Here is a 17,227-nt window from a genome sequence, read left to right on the forward strand (position 1 = left end):
TCTGATGATAAATTCGCGTTTCACTTTAGCGACAAAAACGCGGCAGGTAAACACCTGCCGCGTTGGACAAAGGTCTGAAATTATTCTTCGTCGCGGTGCAGTTCAAGGAACTCTTCAACTTTGCGAACCATGTTCTTAGAACCAACAAAGAAAGGCACACGTTGGTGCAATTCGGTTGGTTTGATATCCATGATGCGATTGACGCCGTCTGATGCAATACCGCCCGCTTGCTCAATTAAGAACGCCATTGGGTTACATTCATAAAGCAGACGCAGTTTGCCCTGTGGATGGCTTTGCGTACTAGGGTAAAGGTAGATACCACCTTTCAGTAAGTTGCGGTGGAAATCAGCAACCAATGAGCCAATGTAGCGAGAAGTGTATGGACGACCGTCTTCTGGCACATTCTCTTGGCAGTACTTGATGTACTTCTTCACCCCTTGAGGGAAGCGAATGTAGTTACCTTCGTTGATCGAATAAATCTTGCCTTCTTCTGGAATCATCATGTTTTCATGAGAAAGGCAGAAGCTGCCGATAGATGGGTCGTAAGTAAAGCCGTTTACGCCGTTACCCGTGGTGTAAACCAACATGGTTGATGAACCGTAAATCACGTAACCAGCGGCAACTTGCTTATGACCAGGCTGAAGGAAATCTTCTTCTGTCGCTGGTGTGCCAATAGGTGAAACACGGCGATAAATAGAGAAGATAGTACCGACAGAGACGTTCACATCGATGTTAGAAGAACCATCAAGTGGGTCCATCAGTACCACATATTTGGCGTTTTGGTTGAGCTCTTTGTTGAAAGCAACCGCTTCGTCTTCTTCCTCACTGGCAACGCCACACACTTGGTCACGAGCTTCAAGCGCGGCTTTGAACTTATCGTTTGCGTAAACATCGAGCTTTTGCTGGTCTTCACCTTGGACATTTTCCGTGCCTACAGCACCAGTGATATCACCGAGACCCGCTGCGTTGATTTCGCGGTTAACGATTTTTGCAGCTAAACGAATGGAGGCTAAAAGGGATGATAGATCACCGCTAGCGTGGGGGAAATCCGCTTGTTTTTCGACAATGAACTCGCCTAGGGTGCGCAGTCCTGACATGGTTAATCCTTACATTTTCATTTCATTGGGGGTAGTGCGCAAGTGAGCATCTCTTTATGGATGTTAAACGATTGCGCTGGATGTAAGTTTAAGTCGCAGATCTTTTTAATGGTAATGAAGTAACTGTTTGAGATCTCAATTTATTTGTAGACTTGTTTGAGGGATTCATCAGTAAGCAAGAGGTTGTACAGTCTGTGTTCAACCTTGTCATATTTGTGAAAGGGACTGCAAGAAGAAGGCTAAAGTCTCTCGCTTTTCTGGTTGTGATCGCGATAATGAAAGCATTAAAGAACGCATTACAAGGTTTAGTTTATGCACATTCATATCTTGGGTATCTGTGGCACATTTATGGGCGGCGCTGCGATTTTAGCGCGCCAATTAGGGCATAAAGTCACTGGTTCTGATGCCAACGTTTACCCACCGATGAGCACGTTGCTTGAGTCTCAAGGTATTGAAATTATTGAAGGCTTCGACCCGTCTCAACTCGACCCTCAACCAGACCTTGTGGTGATCGGTAATGCCATGAGCCGTGGTAACCCATGTGTTGAACATGTGCTCAATACCAACATGCGCTACACCTCTGGTCCGCAGTGGCTCAACGAGTTTTTGCTGCACGATCGCTGGGTATTGGCGGTATCGGGTACACACGGTAAAACGACTACGTCGAGCATGCTGGCTTGGATACTCGAAGACTGCGGTTATCAACCTGGTTTCCTAGTTGGTGGAGTACTTGGTAACTTTGGAGTCTCTGCTCGTTTGGGTGAAAGCATGTTTTTTGTCGTTGAAGCGGACGAATATGACAGTGCTTTTTTCGATAAGCGTTCTAAGTTTGTGCACTACCATCCTCGAACCTTAATCATGAACAACCTTGAGTTTGATCATGCTGACATCTTCGATGATCTAGAGGCGATCAAGCGCCAATTCCATCATTTAGTGCGAACGGTTCCCGGCAATGGCTTAATCTTAGCTCCGAAGCAAGACCAAGCTTTGGCGGATGTATTAGAGCGTGGTTGCTGGACAGAAAAGCAGTTTTCAGGTGTTGGTGGCGACTGGCAAGCGCACAAATTAGTGGTCGATGGCTCAAAATTTGAAGTTGCTCTACAAGGCGAGAAGGTCGGTACCGTCGAATGGGATTTGGTGGGTGATCATAACGTTGATAATGCGTTAATGGCGATTGCCGCCGCACGACACGTTGGTGTAACGCCGGAACTTGCTTGTCAGGCTCTGGGCCGTTTCATCAACACTAAGCGTCGTTTAGAGCTCAAAGGTGAAGAACAAGGCATCACGGTTTACGATGATTTTGCGCATCACCCAACGGCAATTGAACTCACCGTCGGTGGTTTGCGTAACAAGGTAGGCGAAAAACGCATTCTTGCCGTGTTGGAACCTCGTTCTGCCACTATGAAGCGCGGCGTGCACAAAAACACACTCGCGGATTCGCTACACAGCGCAGATGAAGTGTTCTTATTCCAACCAGACAATATCGAATGGTCGGTGCAAGATATCGCGGAACAATGTCAGCAACCTGCTTTTGTTGACGCTGACATCGATAACTTTGTAGCGAAAATCGTTGAACGTGCGCAGCCAGGTGACCAAATCCTCGTGATGAGTAATGGTGGCTTTGGCGGTATTCACGGCAAGATCCTCGAGCAACTTAAACAAAAAGCCTGATTTTATGCAAAACAAACAGCAGCAAGCAGAAAAAGCCATCACTTTAGCGTTAACTGGAGCATCTGGTGCGCCTTATGGCCTTCGTCTTTTAGAATGTTTGGTCGCGGCGGATTATCATGTCTACGTTCTGATCTCTTCGGCGGCTCGTGTCGTGATGGCAACCGAACACAACCTTAAGCTGCCAAGTGGGCCAGAAGCCGCAAAGCAAGCGTTGGTAGAGCACCTGAACTGCAATCCCGATAACATCACCGTTTGTGGTAAAGATGACTGGTTCTCACCGGTAGCATCTGGCTCTGCGGCACCAAAGCAAATGGTGGTTTGCCCATGTTCTGCGGGAAGTGTTGCGGCGATTGCGCATGGTATGTCGGATAACTTGATTGAGCGCGCCGCTGACGTGGTGATGAAAGAGCGTGGGCAGTTGTTGCTCGTCGTTCGCGAAACGCCATTTTCAACGCTGCATCTGGAGAACATGCACAAGCTATCGCAAATGGGCGTGACCATCATGCCAGCGGCTCCGGGCTTCTATCATCAGCCAAAGAGCATTGAAGACTTAGTGGATTTTATGGTGGCGAGAATTCTCGACCACTTAGGTATTGAGCAAGGTTTAGTGCCTCGTTGGGGTTATGACCAGCGTTCGTGAGCTGATTGTGTAACCACTCAAATACCTTTACAATCCATCCAACTCATCGGGGAGCAAACCCATTTAGCATTGAGTCAATCAATGCATTTGGGCGCTGAGACCTAAGTTCTTAACTAGGGACCCGTATTACCTGAACCAGATAATGCTGGCGTAGGAATTGAGTCTGGATATTGGAAGTCCTTAATAGCCGCCTCAACCCTGTGCCGCTCAACTTATTTCTCTGAAATACTCATGGAGAGCGAGCAGTGAAACCCACTCTAAATCTGATTGCCCTAGCTGCAATCACCTCTACTTCAGCGTTTGCCGCTGAAAACACATTAACCATCTATACCTACGACTCTTTTGCCGCAGATTGGGGGCCGGGTCCTAAAATCGAGCAAGCTTTTGAAGCAATATGTAGCTGTGACGTTAACTTCGTGGCGTTGGACGATGGTGTGTCGATCCTGAATCGTCTTCGTCTTGAAGGCGGTAATAGCAAAGCCGACATCGTGTTAGGTTTGGATAACAACCTGATGGCCGAAGCGAAGAAAACCGGTCTGCTTACCGAGCACAATGTGGATACGGCCAACACAGTGCTACCAAATGGTTGGAGCGACACGACGTTTGTACCGTACGATTATGGCTACTTCGCGTTTGTGTACAACACAGAGAAACTGGCTAATCCGCCGAAAAGCATGAAAGAGCTGGTGGAAACGCGCGACGATTTAAAAGTGATTTATCAAGATCCGCGTACGTCAACGCCTGGCCAAGGCTTGATGCTGTGGATGAAATCCATCTATGGCGACGATGTGACGCAAGCGTGGCAGAAGCTAGCGAGCAAAACCGTAACGGTCACGAAAGGTTGGTCAGAAGCGTATTCCATGTTCCTTAACGGCGAGTCGGACTTAGTGCTTTCTTACACTACGTCACCTGCGTACCACTTAATTGCGGAAAACGATTCAAAGTTTGCGACGGCGAATTTTGCTGAAGGTCACTACATGCAAGTTGAAGTCGCCGCTAAAGTGAAAGGGGCAAAAAATTCAGAACTTGCTGATCAATTTATGAATTTCATTTTAAGTGATGAGTTCCAGTCAGCGATGCCAACGGGTAACTGGATGTACCCTGTTACAGACGTTGAGTTACCTAAAGGTTTTGAAACCTTGAGCGTTCCAAACAAGTCGTTGAGCTTTAGTGCTGATGAAGTGGCAAAAATGCGTAAGTCTTGGATTCGCGAATGGCAAAGCGCATTGACGTTTTAGCTGACGTTTCCACCCTCATCTGAATGAGATAGGTTTTACCTTTGAATTCTGTTCCAAAAATAGGTTTAGGGGTCGCGATGATCATCGCGACCTTTGTTGTTTCTGCCCTAGGTGCTTTGATTGTTCAAGCCCCTTCACTTGATGTGTCTGTGGTATGGGACGACCCGTATTATCAACACGTCACCAAGTTCAGCTTCTACCAAGCTTTTCTTTCCACATTGCTCAGTGTTGGCTTTGCCATGCCAGTTGCGCACGCGCTTTCACGTCGCCAATTTTGGGGTAAGTCATTACTGCTTAAGCTGTTTGCATCGACGCTAGTTTTGCCTGTTTTGGTTGGTGTTTTCGGGCTATTAGCGATTTATGGCAACAGCGGTTTGTTAGCGCAGTGGCTACAGAGTTTCGATAGCAAACTGCCATTTTCTATTTACGGTTTGAACGGCATTTTACTCGCTCATGTGTTCTTTAACTTACCTTATGCGGCGCGCTTGCTGTTGCAAGCTTTGGAGTCCATTCCTGCCGAGCAACATAAGCTGTGTGCGCATTTAGGTATGAACCATTGGAATAAGTTTCGTTGGGTGGAATGGCCGCGTTTAAGGCAGCAACTTCCCCACGTTTGTGGTTTGGTATTTATGCTATGCTTCACCAGTTTCGCCACTGTAATGGCATTGGGGGGCGGGCCAAAATCTACCACCATTGAATTGGCCATTTACCAAGCGATTAAGTTTGATTTTGATTTACAAGCTGGGGCGTTATTGGCGCTGTGGCAGATGCTGTTATGTGGACTGCTTGCCATTGGAGTGCAGAAGTTAACAAAGCCTGTTTCTATCAGTGCTGGCAGCACATCGGTACAGCAATATTTAACGAAGGATCATGGGTGGTCAAAAGCTTGGGATAGCTTTTGGATCATAGGTGCCTTTTTACTGGTAATACCGCCGTTATTGATGGTTTTACTGAGTGGCATCAACCAACAAGTTTGGACAGTATTAACCGATGAGCGTTTTTGGTCTGCGTTATCTAACTCACTCAAAGTGGCAGGGTTAGCCAGTGCGCTTGCGGTCGCTGCGGGCGTGTCTATATTGTTGACCAGTCGCCGTTGGCGATTGCAGTACAAAAATACGCGAGCCGATCAGATTGAGCTAATCGGCACCATTATTTTGGTGACGCCGGGTTTGGTGATTAGCACCGGATTATTCTTGCTGTTGCGATCATTTACCGATGTTTTTAGCTTGGCGTTTTTTGTTGTGATTTTGGTAAATGGTTTGATGGCTTTGCCTTACGTGATCAAAACGCTGGCACAGCCAATGCTGCACATCGAGCAGCAATACCAGTATCTGTGTGCCAGCTTAGGTATGCGTGGCTGGCAACGCTTTAAAGTGGTGGAGTGGCAGGCGCTGTGCAAGCCATTCGCACATGCGTTTGCGATCAGCTTTATGTTTGCGATTGGCGATTTAAGTGCTATTGCGTTGTTTGGTGGACAAGAGTTCCGAACTTTACCTCTGTATTTGTTCCAGTTACTTGGCAGCTATCAGATGGACGCGGCTGCGGTGGTATCGGTGACCTTGTTGTTGTTGAGTGTGGGCTGTTTTGCCTTGATTGAGAAAGTATTGAAAACGAAGGAGAGAGCGTAATGTTAGTGTTGGATGATGTGCAGTACACCTACCAACGTGAGCTGTTTCGTTTTGACTTAACGATTGAGCAAGGTCAGATTGTGTCGCTGATGGGACCAAGTGGGGCTGGAAAATCGACGTTGCTGGCGTTGGTGGCTGGGTTTATCCATCCTGACCAAGGTGACATTCGGGTTGATCGTGAGTCGATTGTGCACAAAGAGCCTTATCAGCGTCCTTTCTCCATGCTGTTCCAAGAGCATAACTTGTTTTCTCACTTGTCGGTGCGTGACAACATTGGCTTAGGTTTACACCCAGGGCTAAAGCTCACGGTAGACCAAAAACGTCAGGTTGAACAAGCTGCGCAGCAAGTTGGCGTTGCAGAGTACCTCGACCGTTTGCCTGAGCACCTTTCTGGTGGGCAGCGTCAACGTGTTGCCTTAGCACGTTGTTTTGTTCAGCCTCATCCCATGTGGCTGTTGGATGAGCCTTTCTCGGCGCTTGATCCGGTTTTACGTGAAGAGATGCTGAGCTTGGTAAAAAAACTGGCGGCAGAGCGGGGAATAACCGTATTGATGGTCACGCACCATTTAAGCGATGCCAAAGCCATTGCCAGCCACTTTGTGTTTGTGGCTGATGGCAAAGTGGAAGCGGCGGATAGTATGTCTGCATTGAGTGAACAGCATGCTAGTGAGAAGCTTGCGGCATTTATCCGAGCCGCACGCTAATGCTCAATGGTGGCGGGATTATGCTTCACCGCAACACAAACCATGTCGAGGACCAAATTCAAACTGAGATCTTAGGCTCATGATATGGTCAATCATCGCTTGTACTCGTCGCGTTCGGTTTGCGCCAGGACGATAGACTAAATAAATGGGCATTGGTACCGTGTGCCATTGAGGTAAAACTCTGACTAAGGAGCCATTTTCCAGCTCTTGCGTCATGTTTTGCATAGGTAAGTTAGCGATTCCCAATCCTTTGAGCGCGCCTTTTAATACCGCTTCTACGGTGGTGCTAGAGAAGTTACTGCTTACCGAGACGTTGACGGTGCTGTCCTGCGAAATCAACGTCCAAGGGCCTATCTCTGAAACATACTGATATCTCAAACAGTTGTGTGTTGTCAGATCTTCTGGCGTTTTAGGTACGCCACACTCAGCTAAATACTCAGGACTGGCGGCCAATACTCGGGTGGTGTAGCCCAATTTTTTAGCAATCAGTCGATCATCGACGATCTGGCCGACTCGAATTGCCATATCAAAACCGTGTGAAAACAGATCAACAAAATCGTTCGATGCTTCTAACGCAATTTGTACTTTTGGCCATTGTTTTAAAAATGGTAAAAAGATGTGCTCAGCCATATACGCGTCCAAGGCTGGTGGCGCAGCAATGCGAAGCCGACCTTGGATCTGCTGTTCCATTTCCTGAACGTCTTGACCAATCGAGTGAAATTCCTCAACTAAGCTTGCAGCACGCTCTAAAACCATTTGACCAGCTTCGGTAATCACCAACTTTCGGGTCGTGCGCTCTAGGAGCTTGGCTTCAAAGTGTTGTTCGAGTTTGGTTATGGCTTTACTAACAGTAGATTTTGGTAGGTTTAACTCCAGCGCGCACTTGGTTAAGCTCAGTAGTCGACAGCTTGTGACAAAGATAGAGAGCGTCCTAAAGTCAATTGTTTCTAAATTTCGAACAATCACTTTCAATTATCCATATTGTTTCAATATTGATCTGATTATAGTCTGGCTCTTCATCCTTAGCCATCAAGTTATTGTCATTTGAGGTAAACAACATGTCCAACTCTGTAGACTTATTTTCTCCTATCGAACTCGGTCAATTAGCATTAGATAACCGTGCCATTATGGCCCCTTTAACGCGCGCTCGTGCCAGCGCAGATCATATCCCGAATGACCTTATGGTTGAGTACTATGCTCAACGCGCGAGTGCTGGACTTATCATTGCTGAATGCACCATGGTGATGGAAGGAACGTCTGCTTTTATGGCAGAACCGGGCATTTATAACGAAGAACAAATTGCAGCTTGGAAAAAGGTAACGGATGCGGTTCATGAAAGAGGCGGTAAGATCGTATTGCAAATTTGGCATGCGGGACGCGCTTGTCATCCTGAACTGAATGACGGGAAAACGCCTGTTGCAGCGAGCGCACTAGCCATTCGTGATGAGTTAGTCCATACCCCTTCAGGTAAGCAAGCATATACGGTACCACGAGCACTCGAAGTGGATGAGATAGCTTCCATTGTGGCAGCGTTTAAGCAAGGTGCGGAAAACGCCAAGAGAGCAGGCTTTGATGGTGTGGAGATACATGGCGCCAATGGTTATCTTATCGATAACTTTCTTCGTGATGGATCGAATTTACGTACTGATGAGTACGGTGGCTCGGTCGAAAATCGTGCTCGTTTCTTACTTGAGATAGTTAAAGAAGTGGTCGAGGTATGGGGATCTGGAAGAGTAGGGCTGCGCACATCACCATTAAATGGATTTAATGATATGAAAGACAGCGATCCGGTTGGCTTGGTTCGTTACTTAGCTAAGCAACTTAATGCTTTCGATCTTGCTTATTGGCACGTGATGCGTGCGGATCTAAAGGGCGTACAAAAAGCAGATGTTCTCAAGCCAGCACGCGAAAACTATCAAGGTTACCTAATGGCCAACGTGGGCTACAGTGCACAAGAAGCGACAACGGCAATTGCAGAAAATCAAGTTGATGTGGTCGCATTTGGCGTTCCATTTATCGCCAATCCTGATTTAGTTGAGCGATTTAAGAAAAATGCACCTCTTAATGAGGCAAAACCTGAGCACTTTTATTTAGGTGGAGCAGAAGGTTATACCGATTACCCAGTAATGGCATAATCCTTACTTGTTCAATATAAAAAGGACGCTAATGTTAGCGTCCTTTTTCGTTTCTTTAGTTGTTTAACCTTGCGGTTTCACGACCATCACATTGATTGGAGAATATTCCACGACCTTACTTGCGACAGAGCCAAGCATTACTTTATTGATTTTAGAACGCTTGTGACTTGGCATAATGATGAGATCAGCGCCCAAGCGCTCTGCATAATCAAGAATCGTCGCGTAGGCTTTGCCCTCAGCAACATGCACTTGGTACACAACATCTTCAGCAATATGCTTATTGGCGAAAGCTTTTAATTGCTGCTTCACGTCTTGCTTCATTTTGGCTGCTGCATCTTTTGGGAAGTATGTAGCAACCATCGACATGTGAATTCCAGGTAATACTGTTAGAAGGTGGATTTGCGCATTCGCTTGCTTTGCCTGCCAAACCGCTAGTTCAACCGCTCGGTCTGAAAAGCCTTGGTCATTTAGATCAACCGGAACAAGAATTTGTTTGTACATTCAATGTCTCTCACTAAGGCCCCTTCCTCGGGGCCAAATCGGTTATGCGCTCAATTGTTCCTTACGAGCACGACGTTTTTGGTTCATGGCAAGCACCAGCAAAATCATTAAGCATGGCACAAATACCCATTCTTTCATCGGACGTTCTGCATCTTGGATAACCCACTTGATCTCCCAATCAAAGTCGATACCTGCAGACTCTGCCGGGCTACCAAACTCGACCATATCGACAATCATTTTGTTGTCGCTTTCGGTCAGCATCAGACCCATAGACGAAATGCGTGCTTCCGCTGTTGTCGCACTGTCTTCGAATGGAAGACGAACCGTTTTCTCGATGTAGTCGCCCTCAAGGTTTTCGCCGGCAACACGTAGCTCCAATGATTCTCCTACATTTAACGTTTCCGTGATTTGAGCTACCTCAACGCCAGGAGAAAGAACTTTCGCTGGATACAGCATGTCCCACCAAAAACCAGGACGGAAAAACGAAAATGTCAGTACTAATAATAGAACGGTTTCCCACCACTTGTTACGCGTGAACCACCATCCTTGTGTTGCGGCGGAAAAGATCAGCATCGCAATGATCGATGAGATGACAGTGAGTGCTAAATGCCACCAAGAGTCTATCCCCATCAACAGTAGCTGGGTATTGAACACAAACATGAATGGCAAAATGGCGGTTCGAATATCGTAAGTAAAGCCTTGGATACCTGTACGAATCGGGTCTGATTTAGCAATCGCAGCCGCCGCAAATGCCGCAAGACCTACGGGAGGGGTGTCGTCGGCCAAAATACCAAAGTAGAAAACGAACAAGTGCACCGCAATGAGTGGGATGATCAAGCCATGTGCCGCACCTAGCGTGACAATAACCGGTGCCATCAACGTAGAGACGACGATGTAGTTCGCCGTTGTCGGTAGACCCATCCCAAGAACCAAGCTGATAATTGCAGTAAACAGCAGCATAAGAATGATGCTACCGCCAGAGATAAACTCGACGAAGTCGGTCATCACTAGGCCGATACCCGTCAGCGTGACAACACCAACCACGGTACCTGCCGCTGCCGTTGCAACGCCGATACCAATCATGTTACGAGCGCCAGCAACTAAGCTCTCAGCCAGATCGACGAAGCCATCTTTGGTTTGCTGCATCATGTCACCTTGCTTTGATAACAGAGCAATCAATGGACGCTGAGTCAGCAAAATGAAAATCATGAACACCGTTGCCCAGAATGCTGAAAGACCTGGCGAGAAGCGCTCTACAGTCAGACACCAAACCAATACAACGATAGGCAGTAGATAGTGCAAACCAGATTTAACCGTTGGGCCAGGATCAGGTACTTCTGTTAACTCTGCATCAATCTCAATTGCGCCATCTTGCACGTGATTTGCTGAGATCTTCACCAAGCCAACGTACGCAATTAACAGGGCAACCGTAACAATTGGCGTCGCGGCATCACCAAAGACATCTTTCGTCCAACCCACTCCGTAGTAAACCAATGCGCTGATCACACACAGTCCTAAGATTGTGCCAGTAAAGGAAAGCAAACTTTGTACTAACGTTGGCTTGTGGCGACGAGGAAGACCTGTCATACCCGCTTTACACGCCTCAAGGTGAACGATGTAAATCAAAGCGATGTAAGAGATAAGTGCCGGAAGTAGGGCAGCCTTAATCACTTCAACGTAGGAGATACCGACATATTCCACCATCAAGAATGCCGCCGCGCCCATGATTGGTGGCGTTAACTGACCATTGGTTGAGGCAGCAACTTCAACGGCTCCCGCTTTGGTGCCCGGAAAACCGACACGTTTCATCAATGGAATGGTAAAGGTACCAGTAGTTACCACGTTTGCGATTGAAGAGCCAGAAACAAGCCCGGATAAACCAGATGCAACAACGGCCGCTTTTGCAGGACCACCTTTCATATGACCCAGCAAAGAAAAGGCGACTTTAATGAAGTAAGCACCTGCACCAGCGCGTTCCAGCATGGCGCCAAACAATACAAACAAGAACACAAAAGAGGTTGAAACGCCTAATGCGACACCGAATACACCTTCCGTTGTTAGCCATAAGTGAGACATGGCCTTGTTTAAGCTCGCTCCTTTATGCGCGATGACATCGGGCATATAAGGGCCAGCAAAGGTGTAAGTAAGGAAGACAGCAGCAACCACCATCAGTGGTGGACCGAGCGCTCGGCGTGTTGCCTCTAAAAGGAGAACCATACCGATGACAGCAACGACGATATCTGCCGTTGTTGGTGCACCGGAACGTCCAGCTAGCTCGGTATAAAAAAGGTAAATATATGCCGCAGAAAAACTACCTGCTAGCGCCAATATCCAATCGACAAGAGGGATATGATCGCGAGGGGAATTTTTCATAGCTGGATAAGCAGTGAAAGCCAAGAAGATCGCGAAAGTGAGGTGGATTGATCGCGCTTCCGTGTCGTTCAGTACGCCGAAATTAAAAATAAATGGTAGCGGAGATGCGTACCATAATTGAAATAGTGACCAACACAGAGGAACAAACCAAAGGATTCGTCCTTGCATTCCCGAGGGGCTACGTGCACCTGTGTCTGCCTGAGCCACCATTTCTTGCACATCTTGTGACGGAGCTTGATTCGTCGCCATGTACTTTTTCCTTATTATTGATGGTCCTGTCGGATTTTTATCGAGAACCACACTTCGCCTTTATCAGTGTAGCGAATGGAGCGAAGTTTGCTTTCGAGTATTTTGCTGCCTGAACTCAAAGTGTTGAATTTTGGAGACTCTGCTAGGCGGCGTTTAAGTTTTCTTGGGTATGAACTCGCAATTTTCGGAAGAAAACTGGCGAATGAAGCATGCAGTTAGCACGTGCTACAACCTGCATGCTCAAACAGGCAGAAAACCATCTTTTCCTGCCTGTGAATTTGGAGTCTGAGGAAGTTACTTAAGTAGACCCACTTCTTTGTAGTATTTTTCTGCACCTGGGTGAAGAGGGATAGATAGACCCGCTTTCACCATGTCTTCTTTTTTCAGGTTTGCAAACGCAGGGTGTAGACGTTTGAACGTATCGAAGTTTTCAAACACGGCTTTTGCAACGTTGTAAGTGACATCGTCTGAAACGTCTGCTGTTGTAACCATCGTTGCCGCAACACCAAAGCTGTTTACGTCTTTGTCTGTGCCACGATACATGCCAGCTGGCACTGAGCTAAAGGCGTAGTATGGGTTATCAGCAACAATCTTATCGATTTTCGGGCCAGTTGCAGAAACTAGCTTAGCATCACATGATGTTGTTGCTTCTTTGATTGAACCGTTCGGGTGACCCACCATGTAAATGAATGCGTCAATTTTGTTGTCACAAAGTGCTTGAGAACGCTCAGAGCCCTTTAGCTCAGAAGCCAATTTGAAGCTGTCGTTTGTCCAGCCCATCGCTTCCATAACAACGCCCATGGTTGCACGGTCACCAGAGCCTGGGTTACCGATGTTTACGCGCTTACCTTTTAGGTCTTCAACGTTTTCGATACCTGAATCTGCACGAGCAATGATGTTGAAAGGTTCTGTATGAAGAGAGAACATTGCACGTAGCTTTTTGTACGGGCCTTGTTCCGCAAACTTACTCGTACCGTTGTAGCCGTGGTACTGCCAATCCGATTGCACGATACCAAAATCTAACTCGCCAGCACGGATAGTGTTAACGTTGTAAATAGAGCCGCCAGTCGATTCTACTGAACAACGAATGTTGTGTTCTTTACGACCTTTATTGACCAATTTACAGATAGCACCACCAGTAGGGTAGTAAACACCTGTAACAGAGCCAGTACCGATAGTAATAAACTCTTGAGCGTTAACTGCGCCTGCACCCATTACTGCTGCAGCGATAGCGCCTACTTTGAGAAGTTTGTTAAATGCCATGAATTTCCCTTCCTTATATTCATTATTTACCCGGAAATAACCATAAATCACTTCTGGAGTTTCCTATTTGGAAACGGCATCTTTTCCAATCCAATCGTTTGAAAAAGCGAGCGAATCATAACAAAAAATTGGCAGAAAATTATCCAATTGTTAAATGTTATAGTTGATAAGTCTGAATCTTGTGCAGGAGGATAGTGTTAGATTTGTGATTTAATTCTTTTTATAACAAACACTTAATAAGTATTAAGTGAACGAAGTGAAAAAGATCAATTGCGTGATGTTAATCACAAAATAGGTGGTTAAATAATGGTCTGGATAAGCAAGAAATTTACATAAATCATGGGCTACAAAATGAGATTTCTTTTATAGCCCACAAAGAGTTAGCTGATCTAAATGTGAAAGAACTTAGCCAGTGTATTCGAACAGTTCACATACTGATTTGAACAACTGTTCAGTCGTAATCGCCATCGTTGGAGTGATAAAGATAGTGTCATCACCTGCAACAACACCAAGAATACCTTCGGATTTACCCAGTGAGTCAAGCAAGCGAGCAATCAACTGCGCAGCACCAGGGCCAGTATGGATAACAACTAATGCCGCGTTATGGTCAATGTCTAGCACCAGTTCACGCAAAGAGCTGCTTACAGTCGGTACGCCTAGCTCAGCAGGAAGGCAGTAAACCATTTCCATTTTTGCATTGCGTGTGCGGACGGCGCCAAATTTAGTCAGCATGCGTGATACTTTCGATTGGTTAATGCTTTCAAATCCTTGTTGTTTGAGTGCATCAACAATCTCACCCTGTGAGCCAAAGCTCTCTTCTTTTAATAGGGCTTTGAAGGCGCGGACTAAGTTGTCTTGTTTTTCTGAATTGCGCATAGTCATTACGAATCTCTTATTACGGGTCAGCAATTTTGCATATTCTCGCATATATATTCATGCGGTGCCAAAGAGTCCCAGTATTATGTTAGTTACGTCACTGTAAACTATATACCACATGGAATTCTTTAACTATATGAAGTAGGGCTGTTTTTGTTTTCTTGAATTCCTTGTCATTTCAACAGAATAAAAGAATAATCCAAGCCCCATTTGTAGCACGGTAACAGCGAGTTGCGCGAGGTCGCAAAGCTAGCGTTAATTGATTGTAATCAAGTTGTGATTCCGATAGCTTTATTTAAGTTGGTTACAAACTACCCTACGAATACGTTTATAAGAGAAATACTCTCAAGGAGAACTACATGAAAGTAGCCGTTATTGGTGCCGCTGGTGGCATCGGTCAAGCCCTGGCCCTTCTACTTAAGAACCGTCTTCCTGCTGGTTCTGATTTAGCCTTATACGATATTGCTCCAGTAACTCCTGGTGTGGCTGCTGACCTTAGCCACATCCCGACGCCAGTTTCTATCAAAGGTTACGCGGGTGAAGATCCTACTCCAGCACTAGAAGGTGCGGATGTTGTGCTGATTTCTGCAGGTGTTGCTCGTAAGCCTGGTATGGATCGCGCGGATCTATTCAATGTAAATGCTGGTATTGTTAAGTCGCTAGCGGAGAAGATTGCGGTTGTTTGTCCGAAAGCTTGTGTTGGTATCATCACAAACCCGGTAAATACAACAGTGCCAATTGCCGCTGAAGTACTTAAGAAAGCGGGTGTTTACGATAAGCGTCGCTTGTTCGGTGTAACAACACTTGACGTTATCCGTTCAGAAACATTCGTTGCAGAGCTAAAAGACAAAGATCCAGGTGACATTCGCGTACCTGTTATCGGTGGTCACTCTGGCGTAACGATCTTACCTCTACTGTCTCAAGTGGAAGGCGTTGACTTTACAGCTGAAGAAGTAGAAGCATTAACGAAACGTATTCAAAACGCAGGTACCGAAGTTGTAGAAGCGAAAGCGGGTGGTGGTAGTGCAACACTATCAATGGGCCAAGCTGCATGTCGCTTTGGTCTGTCTCTAGTTCGTGCTCTTCAAGGTGAAGAAGGCGTAGTTGAATGTGCATACGTTGAAGGCGACGGTGAGCACGCGACTTACTTCGCACAGCCTGTGAAACTAGGGAAAGAAGGCGTAGAAGAAGTACTAAGCTACGGCAAACTCAGCGACTACGAAAAGTCTGCACTAGACGGTATGCTAGAAACACTAAATGGCGACATCAATATTGGTGTTGAATTCGCAAAGTAATCTAGAAAGCTCGAATAAGAAGAAAGCCGATCAAAATGATCGGCTTTTTTGATCTTTGGCTTCTCTGCTTCGTAAAATTACTTGATCAAAACAACGTGGTGAAGGAGAAGATGATGGAAGCTAGTCGAATCCGTAAAGGCATGGTTGTTGAATGCCAGCAGGGCGTAGGTACGATATTGGTGGTCGACCGTGAAGCAGAGACGGTACTGTTGTCGAAACAAGGTTCTGATCAGCAGATTGCGGTTAGCTTTGATGAAATAGAAGATGACCCACAACTGCATGGCGGTAGTGACAGATATTACTAGCGCTTATCACGGCATTAGGTATCAGATACAAAAAAGGAAGAGCTTGCTCTTCCTTTTTGTTTTAAGTCTTGCGTTATGGGTTGCTATGATTACTTCGTGCGTTGTACCGCGACATGAGCCAGAGTAATAAGCGCTTGCTTGTATTCAGATTCCGGCAATACTGATAGTTCTTCGATCGCTTTGTCTGCTTCTTCTAGTGCTTTTTGCGTCGTGTATTCCAGAGATCCGGCCTCTTTCATCACCGCGAGAATTTCTTCTAAGCGATCCATGCCATTGGCCTTCTCAATTGCTTCGCGAATCATGAGGGCATTGTCTGGCGTGGTATTACGCATAGCGTGAAGTAGAGGCAAAGTTGGCTTGCCTTCAGCCAAATCATCCCCCACATTTTTACCCATGTCTTCGCCATCAGAGGTGTAATCCATGACGTCATCAATAAGCTGAAACGCAGTACCCAAATACTTACCGTAATTTTGCATTGCGATTTCAACATGCTCAGGAGCATCGTTTAAGATTGCGCCAATTTGAGTTGCAGACTCAAATAAGCGTGCCGTCTTAGAATAGATGACTTGCATGTAGCTTTCTTCTGTCGTGTCAGGATCGTTACAGTTCATCAACTGCTGAACTTCACCTTCGGCGATCACGTTTACGGCGTTGCTCATTAGCTTAAGGATCTTCATGGATCCTAGCTCCGTCATCATTTGGAATGAGCGAGTATAGATAAAGTCCCCAACTAACACGCTAGCAGCATTGCCAAATGCAGCATTCGCAGTTGCTTTACCGCGGCGCATGTCTGATTCGTCGACCACGTCATCATGCAGCAAAGTCGCTGTATGGATGAACTCAATAAACGCAGCTGCCATTGTATGACCGTTGCCTTGGTAACCAAGTGCGCGGGCTGACAGTATCGCTAAAAGCGGTCTCAGACGTTTGCCTCCACCACTCACGATATAAAAACCGAGCTGGTTGATTAAAGAGACATCAGAATTAAGTTGGGCTTGAATTGTTTCATTCACTTTTGCCATGTCATCGGCAGTAAGCGCTTGGATAGTTTTAAAATCCATCGTATATCCGGCTGAAGTTAGACCCTGCAAGGCTTATTCGATTTATATAATTGTCGAATAATACACTAAAAAACGTTGATTAATACATTACTAAAGGGCATGATTGCCGCACTTTTCTTTGGCGATTAGCTTTTCGCCAATTTTTTCAAAATATGGCTTGTCATAGGAGCATCTATTCTGTAGAATCTGCG

The 17,227-nt window shown here is 46.2% G+C and carries 15 protein-coding genes and 1 riboswitch; of the genes, 8 read left to right on the plus strand and 7 right to left on the minus strand.

Annotation, left to right across the window (positions count from 1 at the left end; translation table 11 throughout):
* Positions 1 to 80 precede the first annotated feature (80 nt).
* Positions 81 to 1,097 carry a class 1 fructose-bisphosphatase gene (gene fbp, locus LIX84_RS13525; RefSeq protein WP_005392321.1) on the minus strand — a complete coding sequence of 339 codons (1,017 nt, stop codon included), beginning with the start codon at positions 1,095 to 1,097 and terminating at the stop codon, positions 81 to 83.
* Between the two features lie 312 nt (positions 1,098 to 1,409).
* Here fbp and mpl point away from each other — a divergent pair, with 312 nt between their 5' ends.
* The 5 genes from mpl to thiQ all read left to right on the plus strand — a co-directional run bounded on the left by mpl (position 1,410) and on the right by thiQ (position 6,978).
* Positions 1,410 to 2,768, plus strand: coding sequence for a UDP-N-acetylmuramate:L-alanyl-gamma-D-glutamyl-meso-diaminopimelate ligase (mpl, locus tag LIX84_RS13530; protein WP_226421517.1), 1,359 nt, complete (start codon positions 1,410 to 1,412; stop codon positions 2,766 to 2,768).
* A gap of 4 nt (positions 2,769 to 2,772) precedes the next feature.
* A complete protein-coding gene (locus LIX84_RS13535) occupies positions 2,773 to 3,408 on the plus strand; it encodes a flavin prenyltransferase UbiX (RefSeq protein WP_046874042.1) in 636 nt (211 codons plus the stop codon).
* 37 nt (positions 3,409 to 3,445) lie between these two features.
* Positions 3,446 to 3,582: riboswitch (TPP riboswitch) on the plus strand.
* Between the two features lie 71 nt (positions 3,583 to 3,653).
* A complete protein-coding gene (thiB, locus tag LIX84_RS13540) occupies positions 3,654 to 4,646 on the plus strand; it encodes a thiamine ABC transporter substrate binding subunit (protein ID WP_226421518.1) in 993 nt (330 codons plus the stop codon).
* Positions 4,647 to 4,687: 41 nt separating this feature from the next.
* Positions 4,688 to 6,274, plus strand: coding sequence for a thiamine/thiamine pyrophosphate ABC transporter permease ThiP (gene thiP, locus LIX84_RS13545; RefSeq protein ID WP_226421519.1), 1,587 nt, complete (start codon positions 4,688 to 4,690; stop codon positions 6,272 to 6,274).
* The gene (gene thiQ / locus LIX84_RS13550; protein WP_006742961.1) at positions 6,274 to 6,978 is read left to right on the plus strand and encodes a thiamine ABC transporter ATP-binding protein; all 705 of its coding nucleotides are present in this window, start codon (positions 6,274 to 6,276) and stop codon (positions 6,976 to 6,978) included. Before thiP ends, thiQ begins: the two co-directional genes overlap by 1 nt.
* 18 nt (positions 6,979 to 6,996) lie before the next feature.
* On the opposite strand, the gene LIX84_RS13555 is transcribed toward thiQ, so the two are convergent.
* A complete protein-coding gene (locus LIX84_RS13555; RefSeq protein ID WP_054867221.1) occupies positions 6,997 to 7,944 on the minus strand; it encodes a LysR family transcriptional regulator in 948 nt (315 codons plus the stop codon).
* Positions 7,945 to 8,036: 92 nt separating this feature from the next.
* Here LIX84_RS13555 and LIX84_RS13560 point away from each other — a divergent pair, with 92 nt between their 5' ends.
* Positions 8,037 to 9,113, plus strand: a complete 1,077-nt coding sequence (locus LIX84_RS13560; RefSeq protein ID WP_226421520.1) for an alkene reductase — start codon at positions 8,037 to 8,039, stop codon at positions 9,111 to 9,113.
* Positions 9,114 to 9,176: 63 nt separating this feature from the next.
* On the opposite strand, the gene LIX84_RS13565 is transcribed toward LIX84_RS13560, so the two are convergent.
* From LIX84_RS13565 to argR, 4 genes are all read right to left on the minus strand, one after another.
* Positions 9,177 to 9,614 (minus strand): universal stress protein, encoded by a 438-nt coding sequence (locus LIX84_RS13565; RefSeq protein WP_005392306.1) that lies wholly within the window; start codon positions 9,612 to 9,614, stop codon positions 9,177 to 9,179.
* Positions 9,615 to 9,656: 42 nt separating this feature from the next.
* Complete coding sequence (locus LIX84_RS13570; RefSeq protein ID WP_226421521.1) at positions 9,657 to 12,236, minus strand: TRAP transporter permease; 2,580 nt, start codon at positions 12,234 to 12,236, stop codon at positions 9,657 to 9,659.
* A 294-nt stretch (positions 12,237 to 12,530) separates the two neighbouring features.
* Positions 12,531 to 13,499 (minus strand): TAXI family TRAP transporter solute-binding subunit, encoded by a 969-nt coding sequence (locus tag LIX84_RS13575; protein ID WP_226421522.1) that lies wholly within the window; start codon positions 13,497 to 13,499, stop codon positions 12,531 to 12,533.
* 405 nt (positions 13,500 to 13,904) lie between these two features.
* Positions 13,905 to 14,375: a transcriptional regulator ArgR gene (gene argR, locus LIX84_RS13580; RefSeq protein WP_031780246.1), complete on the minus strand. Its 471-nt coding sequence runs from the start codon at positions 14,373 to 14,375 to the stop codon at positions 13,905 to 13,907.
* Between the two features lie 359 nt (positions 14,376 to 14,734).
* On the opposite strand from argR, the gene mdh reads away from it, so the two are divergent.
* Both mdh and LIX84_RS13590 read left to right on the plus strand, forming a co-directional pair.
* Positions 14,735 to 15,670, plus strand: a complete 936-nt coding sequence (gene mdh / locus LIX84_RS13585) for a malate dehydrogenase (protein ID WP_046874036.1) — start codon at positions 14,735 to 14,737, stop codon at positions 15,668 to 15,670.
* Positions 15,671 to 15,783: 113 nt separating this feature from the next.
* Positions 15,784 to 15,975, plus strand: a complete 192-nt coding sequence (locus LIX84_RS13590) for a hypothetical protein (RefSeq protein ID WP_005392299.1) — start codon at positions 15,784 to 15,786, stop codon at positions 15,973 to 15,975.
* Positions 15,976 to 16,064: 89 nt separating this feature from the next.
* On the opposite strand, the gene ispB is transcribed toward LIX84_RS13590, so the two are convergent.
* A complete protein-coding gene (gene ispB, locus LIX84_RS13595; RefSeq protein WP_005392297.1) occupies positions 16,065 to 17,036 on the minus strand; it encodes an octaprenyl diphosphate synthase in 972 nt (323 codons plus the stop codon).
* Between the last annotated feature and the right edge of the window lie 191 nt (positions 17,037 to 17,227).

Origin of the sequence: Vibrio sp. E14 (genome assembly GCF_020515785.1) — a bacterium.
GTDB lineage: Bacteria > Pseudomonadota > Gammaproteobacteria > Enterobacterales > Vibrionaceae > Vibrio > Vibrio diabolicus.

Excerpts from the sequence above, each read along its gene's own strand:
- fbp (WP_005392321.1), bottom strand. The coding sequence starts at position 1,097 with ATGTCAGGACTGCGCACCCTAGGCGAGTTCATTGTCGAAAAACAAGCG.
- mpl (WP_226421517.1), top strand. The coding sequence starts at position 1,410 with ATGCACATTCATATCTTGGGTATCTGTGGCACATTTATGGGCGGCGCT.
- LIX84_RS13535 (WP_046874042.1), top strand. The coding sequence starts at position 2,773 with ATGCAAAACAAACAGCAGCAAGCAGAAAAAGCCATCACTTTAGCGTTA.
- thiQ (WP_006742961.1), top strand. The coding sequence starts at position 6,274 with ATGTTAGTGTTGGATGATGTGCAGTACACCTACCAACGTGAGCTGTTT.
- LIX84_RS13560 (WP_226421520.1), top strand. The coding sequence starts at position 8,037 with ATGTCCAACTCTGTAGACTTATTTTCTCCTATCGAACTCGGTCAATTA.
- LIX84_RS13565 (WP_005392306.1), bottom strand. The coding sequence starts at position 9,614 with ATGTACAAACAAATTCTTGTTCCGGTTGATCTAAATGACCAAGGCTTT.
- LIX84_RS13570 (WP_226421521.1), bottom strand. The coding sequence starts at position 12,236 with ATGGCGACGAATCAAGCTCCGTCACAAGATGTGCAAGAAATGGTGGCT.
- LIX84_RS13575 (WP_226421522.1), bottom strand. The coding sequence starts at position 13,499 with ATGGCATTTAACAAACTTCTCAAAGTAGGCGCTATCGCTGCAGCAGTA.
- argR (WP_031780246.1), bottom strand. The coding sequence starts at position 14,375 with ATGCGCAATTCAGAAAAACAAGACAACTTAGTCCGCGCCTTCAAAGCC.
- mdh (WP_046874036.1), top strand. The coding sequence starts at position 14,735 with ATGAAAGTAGCCGTTATTGGTGCCGCTGGTGGCATCGGTCAAGCCCTG.
- LIX84_RS13590 (WP_005392299.1), top strand. The coding sequence starts at position 15,784 with ATGGAAGCTAGTCGAATCCGTAAAGGCATGGTTGTTGAATGCCAGCAG.
- ispB (WP_005392297.1), bottom strand. The coding sequence starts at position 17,036 with ATGGATTTTAAAACTATCCAAGCGCTTACTGCCGATGACATGGCAAAA.